At 65.1% G+C, this 7,020-nt stretch carries 7 protein-coding genes and 1 pseudogene; 4 read left to right on the top strand and 4 right to left on the bottom strand.

Annotated features, from left to right (window positions below):
- The 3 genes and pseudogenes from AWC14_RS29220 to AWC14_RS15535 all read right to left on the bottom strand — a co-directional run.
- A pseudogene (locus AWC14_RS29220) lies at positions 1 to 83 on the bottom strand (WXG100 family type VII secretion target); the annotation flags it as partial.
- Between the two features lie 43 nt (positions 84 to 126).
- Positions 127 to 1,326 carry a PPE family protein gene (locus AWC14_RS15540; RefSeq protein WP_142281714.1) on the bottom strand — a complete coding sequence of 400 codons (1,200 nt, stop codon included), beginning with the start codon at positions 1,324 to 1,326 and terminating at the stop codon, positions 127 to 129.
- A gap of 2 nt (positions 1,327 to 1,328) precedes the next feature.
- Positions 1,329 to 1,628 carry a PE family protein gene (locus AWC14_RS15535; protein WP_045375162.1) on the bottom strand — a complete coding sequence of 100 codons (300 nt, stop codon included), beginning with the start codon at positions 1,626 to 1,628 and terminating at the stop codon, positions 1,329 to 1,331.
- Positions 1,629 to 1,893: 265 nt separating this feature from the next.
- Here AWC14_RS15535 and AWC14_RS15530 point away from each other — a divergent pair, with 265 nt between their 5' ends.
- Complete coding sequence (locus AWC14_RS15530) at positions 1,894 to 2,559, top strand: TetR/AcrR family transcriptional regulator (protein ID WP_045375159.1); 666 nt, start codon at positions 1,894 to 1,896, stop codon at positions 2,557 to 2,559.
- 80 nt (positions 2,560 to 2,639) lie between these two features.
- Positions 2,640 to 3,299: a TetR/AcrR family transcriptional regulator gene (locus AWC14_RS15525; protein WP_045375157.1), complete on the top strand. Its 660-nt coding sequence runs from the start codon at positions 2,640 to 2,642 to the stop codon at positions 3,297 to 3,299.
- Between the two features lie 9 nt (positions 3,300 to 3,308).
- Here the strand turns inward: AWC14_RS15525 and AWC14_RS15520 are convergent, their stop codons facing one another.
- Positions 3,309 to 4,931, bottom strand: a complete 1,623-nt coding sequence (locus AWC14_RS15520) for a GMC oxidoreductase (protein WP_052425504.1) — start codon at positions 4,929 to 4,931, stop codon at positions 3,309 to 3,311.
- Between the two features lie 175 nt (positions 4,932 to 5,106).
- On the opposite strand from AWC14_RS15520, the gene AWC14_RS15515 reads away from it, so the two are divergent.
- Together AWC14_RS15515 and AWC14_RS15510 are read left to right on the top strand one after the other, a co-directional pair.
- Entirely contained in the window at positions 5,107 to 6,360 is a 1,254-nt protein-coding gene (locus tag AWC14_RS15515) for an alkane 1-monooxygenase (protein WP_428838973.1), read from the top strand.
- Positions 6,360 to 7,013: a class I SAM-dependent methyltransferase gene (locus AWC14_RS15510; RefSeq protein ID WP_045375153.1), complete on the top strand. Its 654-nt coding sequence runs from the start codon at positions 6,360 to 6,362 to the stop codon at positions 7,011 to 7,013. The genes AWC14_RS15515 and AWC14_RS15510 overlap by 1 nt, the downstream gene beginning before the upstream one ends.
- Positions 7,014 to 7,020: the final 7 nt, after the last annotated feature.

Here is a 7,020-nt window from a genome sequence, read left to right as displayed (position 1 = left end):
TCTTCGACGGTTTGGGCGTGCACGTCGAAACGGCCCGCCATGTCGCGCATCGCGTGCGGGTCGGTCATAAACCGGGCGGTCATCGAAAACTCCTTTGCTGGTGCGACATTGACTGACGTAGGCGCCTCACACGACGCCCCCGTATCCGGCGGAGGGTGGGCGTGCCATCACGGTGGGCACCGACCCGTAGCGGGGTCCGGGACTGCTGCCCGGACCGCTCGCCGCTCCACGCGGCAGGCCGCCCAACAGGCTGGGCGGCGTGCCGGTGAGTGGGTTCGCGCCCGTGCCCGGCATCGCCGCACCGGCGGACGTCAACGTGCCCGTCTGCACCGAGGCGGCCCAGCTCTGCGGCACCGACAACGGCCCCAGCGAGGCCGCCTGGCCCACGCCGGCCAGCACGCCAGCGTTGCCGATGCCGGATTCCAGTGCACCGGCTGCTCCTTCGGCTGCCTCCCAGGCGCCGGCGGTCGTCAACCCCTGCAGGGTCTGCGCCATCCCCAGCACGCTGGAGAGCGCGTAGAGCGGGGTCGCGGACACCATCAGATAGCCGGGAAGCAAACTGGGCCAGTCGTTTATCACCCCGGAGAGTCCCGATGAGCTAGAACCGCCCACTATCGAGCCCCAGGGCGTGGTGATGCCGCTGGACGACGAGGTGGTGGAGGCCGGCGACGCCAGTTGTTGCAGCGTGTTCGGAATCGCCGAGATCAGCGGAGACAGCGCTGTCTGCTGTGTCGCCGCGGCGCCGGTGGCGTGGGCGACCGCGGCGCCCTGGCTGGCCAGCCCGGCCGTGTTGGTGGTCTGCGGTGGTGACGTGAACGGCGTCAACTGGGTGGCGACGGCGGAGTTTGCGGCATAGCCGTACATCGCCAACGCGTCCTGAGCCCACATCTCGGCGTATTGCGCTTCGTTGGCGGCGATCGCCGGGGAGTTGATGCCGAAGAAGTTCGTCGCGGTCAGCGTCGCCAGCTGCGCGCGGTTGGCCGCGACCGCCGCCGGCGGCACCGTCATGGCGAACGCGGAGTGATACGCCTCGGCCGCGTCCCGGGCCTGTGCGCCCGCTTGTTCGGCCTGTGCGGCCATCGCGGTCATCCAGGTGACATACGGGGTGGAGGCCGCCGCGGTGGACGCCGATGACGGGCCCCGCCATGGCCCGCTGGTCAAAGCCGAGATCACCGAGTTGTAAGTGGCTGCGACGGAATGTAATTCGGCGGCCAGCCCGTCCCAGGCCGTCGCGGCCGCCAACATCGACTCCGATCCCGGACCGGCATACATCCGGCCGGAGTTGACCTCCGGCGGCAACGCGCCGAAATCGAGCACCGCGACCATCGCTAGCCGGCTGTCACCGCGTTGGCGGCCTCGGTGGCCGCATACGACCAGGCGCTGGTGCCCAGGGTGTTCACGAACATCTCGTGAATCGCCTCGGCCTGGCTGCTGATCGCCTGATACATCTGCGCGTGTGCGCTGAATTGGGTCGCCGTCAGCGCCGACACCTCGTCGGCGGCCGCGGGGACCACGCTGGTGGTCGGGCCGGCCGCCGCGGCGTTCTGAGTACTCATCGCAACGCCGGTGCCGTGCAGGTTGGCTGCCGCGGATGTCAACGCGTCCGGGTGGGTAGTCACGAATGACATGTGCTTCTCCTCGGGGCGAGGCCGGCCAGGGCCCGACAGACCGACTACATGTGCAGGAGTCATATTACATACTTTTTGGATGTTGCAAACCCAAGCCACTTACCTTTGGTATCTCGGGCGCGGCTGTGCGAGCGCTTAAGCTGTAAGCGGCAGTCGACCAGCGACTGCTCAGCGCTGGCCCTGTGCTGTGTCCAAGGGAGATGCCACCCATGAAGCCGAGGGTCGCCGTGGATGTCGCCACGCCGGAACGTTCGGGTGTGCCGGCATGAACCAGCCGACCGACAGCCGAGCGGACTCGACGCGACAGCAGATCCTGAAGGCGGCCGCACACCAATTCGCCCAACGGCCCTACCACGACGTCGGGCTGGATGACATCCTGGCGGACGCCGAATTGACCAAGGGCGCAATGTATTTCCATTTTCGCTCGAAGCACGCGCTGGCATTGGCGATCATCGAGGAGCAAGCCACCGCAGGCACCACGGTCATCCGGGACCTGCTCGCGCGGAAACTTTCCGGATTGGAAACCCTGGTCGAATTCACTTACCTGATTGCAGTTCAGGACGTCAGCCAGGATGTGGCGCGCGCGGGGCTGAACCTGCTCGAGACCGTGGGCCGGGCCGAGAAGACCCAGGCCAGGCTGTTGGCAGACTGGATCGAGGCGGTCGCCGGCGTCGTGCAGCGGGCCATCGACGAAGGCGACGTGACCGAGCAGTGCGATCCGCACGACGTTGGACGCCTGGTCGTGTCGCTCTACTTGGGTATGCGGCACACCAGCAATCTCGACGACGCGGAGCAGTTTTTCCTCGAAGTGGAGAAGACCTGGGCGCTGTTGCTGCGCGGCATCGGCAAACCGGACAGGCTCGACTACTTCAGCCAATTCGTCAGGCGACGCACGGCGTTGGCCATCCGCGCCGCGACAAGCAGCTGTTAGGCTTGCCCGCGCCGGCCGGAATGTGAGACGCCGAAGGTCCGGATTTTCAGTAGCTGCACGGAGCTCCGGAGGTACAGGCGATGGCGCGCCAGGTTCGATCGGAAGTCACCCGGCGAAAGATCCTCGACGCGGCGATCGACGTGTTCGGCGAAGTCGGCTACGCGAGCGCTGCGCGGGCCGCGATCATCGAGCGCGCCGGGATGACCAAAGGTGCTCTCTACCACCACTTCGAGTCGATGGATTCGCTGGCGTCCGCCATCATCGACGAAGGCGCCGGCGTCGTGCTCGACACTTTCCGCACCATGTGCGAACCGTCCTCTCCAGGGCTGGAGAACATGATCCACGGCATGTTCGCGGCCGCGGAGGTCCTGGCATCGAACAAGGTTGCCCGCGTCGCCGAGCAATTGGCATTCGCCCTCGGTGAATTCAACGAATCGGCCTCCCGGGTCTACGCAAACTGGTTGGAGGCCATGGCCACTCAGGCCGGACGGGCGAGCGCGGAAGGCGACCTGAAAGAAGGACTCGATCCGGACGCCGTCAGCGAGTCGATCGTCGGCGCCATGTTGGGCACGCGCCTGCTGCTGCGGGCAAAGACGGACGGCGACCTCATCGGCCAGCTGCGCCGAATGTGGGAGCTGCTGCTACCTGCTGTCGTGGCCGACGCATCGCTGCCCTATTTCCGCGAGTTCCTGGCCCGGGAAGCGCTGCGGCGCAATGGGTCGACGCCGTCCGCCGAGTGACACTACCCCTCACTTACGGCCTTGCAGGATTCCCTCGATATTGCGTTCGGCGAGTGCGGTGATGGACATGAAGGGATTACAACCGAGGTAGCCCGGAAGTAGCGACGCATCGTTGACGTAGAGCTTGTCGTATCCCTTGACCCGCCCGTAACTGTCCGTGGCCCTGCCGCGCACACACCCGCCCATCGGGTGAACGGTGTTGGCGGCGAAGACGTTTCCCTCGAAGATGTCATCGCGGTAGTCGACGCCGTTCGCCAGCACCACCTTGTCGAAAACCGCCCTCGCCTTCGAAGTCAAGTTCTCGGTATAACCTTGGGGCCAGTCGATGCTGATCGAGTCCGTACGCCGGTCGTATGTGATCTCGGCGCGGTCACCGGTCTTGACCATCACGTAGTAGCCCAGCGTGAAAGTCTCCACCGGCAACGGAATGGAGAACATGCTGGCGTAGACCGGATTATCGGGATCGTCTCGTCCGTCGAGGTTGATCATTCCCATCAGGGATTGCTCGGTGCCTGCCGGATCGCTCTGGTTCAGCGAGTGAGCAACCATGATGTCGCCGTTGTTGCCATATCCGCCGCCGATCTCCTCGCTCAGGTTGGGCAACGTCCCGGTGTCGCGGGCTTTCAGCAAGATCTTGGTGGTACCCAGCACGCCAGCGTTGAGGTGCAGCTGGTCGCAACCGTATTCCGCGCGCCCTACCTCGTTGCCCCAGCGGTCGATCTCACGGGTCGACACCACGTACTCGCCGTCGGGCTCGCGGCGCACATCGGTCACCTCGGTGAGAGGCTTGAGGCTCACCTTGCCGGTGGCCAGCGCGTCACCGATATAAGTCTGGTCGACGCTGCCGAACCGGCCGTTGTTGTTGCCATACTGCTGCTCGAAGGCCAGCGCTGAACGTTCGACCTTGCCCGCTTCCTCGTATCTGATGTAGGGGAAAGAAAAGGCGCTGCCGTTGTAGTCCACCGAATATCCGGCCGCCGCCGCATACTGCCGGCCGACCCGGGCGTACTGGAAACACGGGGTCTGCTCGAACCACCTCATGTCGCGATAGTTGATCAGCAACGTGTCCCTGGCTCGCTGCATATACCGTCCGAGGAACTCGGCAGGGTCGATGTCGGGAAAGGCCTCCCGAACTTGAGCCGCGGTGGGGATGGCGGCAATGGCCGCGTTGACCATCGACCCGCCGCCCACGGCTATGCCGCGAAAGACGTAGTGCGAGCCGTGCACCACCTTGTCGCAGATTCCGGCCTGCACGGGCTGGGGGGACGGCATGTGCTCGGCCACCGAGTTGATCGACACCCCCCGGAACGACGGGACCAGGCTCGGTGGATGACGCGTGAACCAGCCCGCACGGGTGTCCGGGGGCAGCATCTTCGAGAACCGTTTGCCGTCCTCGTCACGGGTGTCCCACAGCCTGCCCTTTTCCAGGATCAGGGTCTGGATACCGGCCTGGCCGAGCCGCAGGGCCGACACCCCGCCGCCGTAGCCGCTGCCCACCACGATGGCGTCATAGTGCGGCCGCGCGGCGGGCCGATGTCGACTCAGCTGGAACTCGGCGGTTCCGGCGCCGGCGGCCGCCGCCGCGGCCATGGCGCCCAAACCCAGGAAACGGCGTCGGGAGAGAACCATCATGCGCCCCACCTGCTCCGATTCGGTGTCAGCGGTGGTCGGCTGGACGCTCACTGGCTCGGTCAGCGACCAACTCAACCTCCTCGATTTAACCAATAATCAGTCAGATAGTATCGAATTAAGCTGATTTAGTGTAATCAAGTCGTGATAACTTCCAGGAATGGGCTATCGGAATCGAATGACACCAGCCGGCGCCATGCCCACCGACGGCGCCGTGGGAGATCGGGCATCCGGCATCACGGACGGTCGCCAGTCCAACCGCGCCTGGCGCGACGCAAAGAAGTGCTTGTGGCTACTGGGGTCGGTAGTGCCGGGGTTCGTCGCCGCTTCCTGGCTTGCCGTCCAGGTCAGCGGGCTGGGCGTGTTTTGGTGGTTGGCCCCGATCGTGACATTCGGGATCATCCCCGTCCTCGACCACTTGGTCGGTCCCGACGCGGACAATCCGCCCGACAGCGTCGTCGCGCAACTGGAAGACGACCGCTTCTACCGTTGGGCCACTTACCTTTACCTGCCCAGTCAGTACCTGTCGTTGCTTTTCGCCTGCTGGTTGTGGGCCGGCGGTGGCTGGCTGCACATGACGATCGTCGACAAGCTGGGCCTGATGGCCACGGTCGGCATCATCGGCGGTGTCGCTATCAACGTCGCACATGAGTTGGGCCACAAGCGACCCCAGGCCGAGAAGCGGCTCTCCAAGTTGGCGCTCGTACAGAGCTTCTACGGACATTTCTTCGTCGAGCACAACCGCGGGCATCACGTGCGAGTCGCGACGGCCGACGACCCGGCGAGCTCGCGGATGGGCGAGACGCTGTACTTCTTCATTCCTCGATCGGTGGTCGGCGGCGTGCGGTCGGCCTGGCGGCTGGAAAGCCAGCGCTGGGCGCGAGCGGGCCGGTCGCGGTGGACCCTCAAGAACGATGTGCTCAGCGCCTGGCTGGCCAGCGTTGCGTTGTTCGCTGTGCTGACGGTCTGGTTCGGCGTTGTCGTTCTGCCCTGGCTGATCGGACAGGCGGTGATCAGTTTCTGTCTGCTCGAGACCGTCAACTACATGGAACACTATGGGCTGCAACGCCAGAAGCTGCCCAACGGGCGGTATGAACGGGTCCGTGCCTCGCACAGCTGGAACAGCAACACAGTGATCGCCAACGTGTGCCTGTTCCATCTGCAGCGGCATTCCGATCACCATGCCCATCCGATGCGCCGGTATCAGGCGCTGCGCCACACCGACGAGGCTCCGCAATTCCCGGGTGGTTACGGCACCATGTTGCTGTTGGCCCTTCTGCCGCCGTTGTGGCGTCGCGTGATGGATCCGCGAGTGCTCTACCACTACGGCGGCGACATCCGGCTGGCCGGGCTGAGCCCGCGACACGAAAAGCAGCTGCTGGCACGGTATCTGCCGACGTGCCCCCGCGCCGAGCGATCCCGCGTCCACTGATGTCGGACTGGTTGCGCGACGTCGCGACGGACGTCAACTCGTCACGGTCGCTGTCCGGGCGTGCCCGAATTCGGAGGTGGCACCACCTCATCGAGACCTTCCCGTCGTTCCCGGAGATGCGAGTGCTGGACTTGGGCGGAACGCCGGAGTCGTGGCGGATGGCGCCGGTGCTGCCGAAGTCGGTCACCACGGTCAATCTTCTGCCGCAGCAGTCGTGGAGCCCCGACATCGTCGCGGTACACGCTGACGCCTGCGAGCTACCGAAATCTGTTGCGGCGCAGCGCTTTGACCTGGTTTTCTCTAATTCGCTTCTCGAACATGTCGGCGGCCATGCGCGCCGCCAGCGACTCGCCGACAATGTGCAGTCCCTCGCCGACCGGCACTGGGTGCAGACCCCGTACCGCTACTTCCCGGTCGAACCGCACTGGCTGTTTCCCGGCCTGCAGTGGCTGCCTTACGAAGCGCGGGTGCAGGTTTCGCTGCGTTGGAACCGCGGCCACATTCGCACTCACACCCGAGAAGAGGCGCAAGACAAAGTAGACGAGATTGACCTGCTTGGCATTTCGCAGATGCGGCGATACTTCCCGACGTCGACGATCTGGTTCGAGCGGTTCGCTGGCTGGGTCAAATCCTTGGTGGCCATCCAAAGCTGACCGGCGG

The organism is Mycobacterium kyorinense (assembly GCF_002101735.1).
In the GTDB taxonomy this organism is placed as follows: Bacteria; Actinomycetota; Actinomycetes; order Mycobacteriales; family Mycobacteriaceae; genus Mycobacterium; species Mycobacterium kyorinense.
Note: the sequence above shows the minus strand (reverse complement) of the source record. Positions and strands in the feature narration are given on the sequence as shown.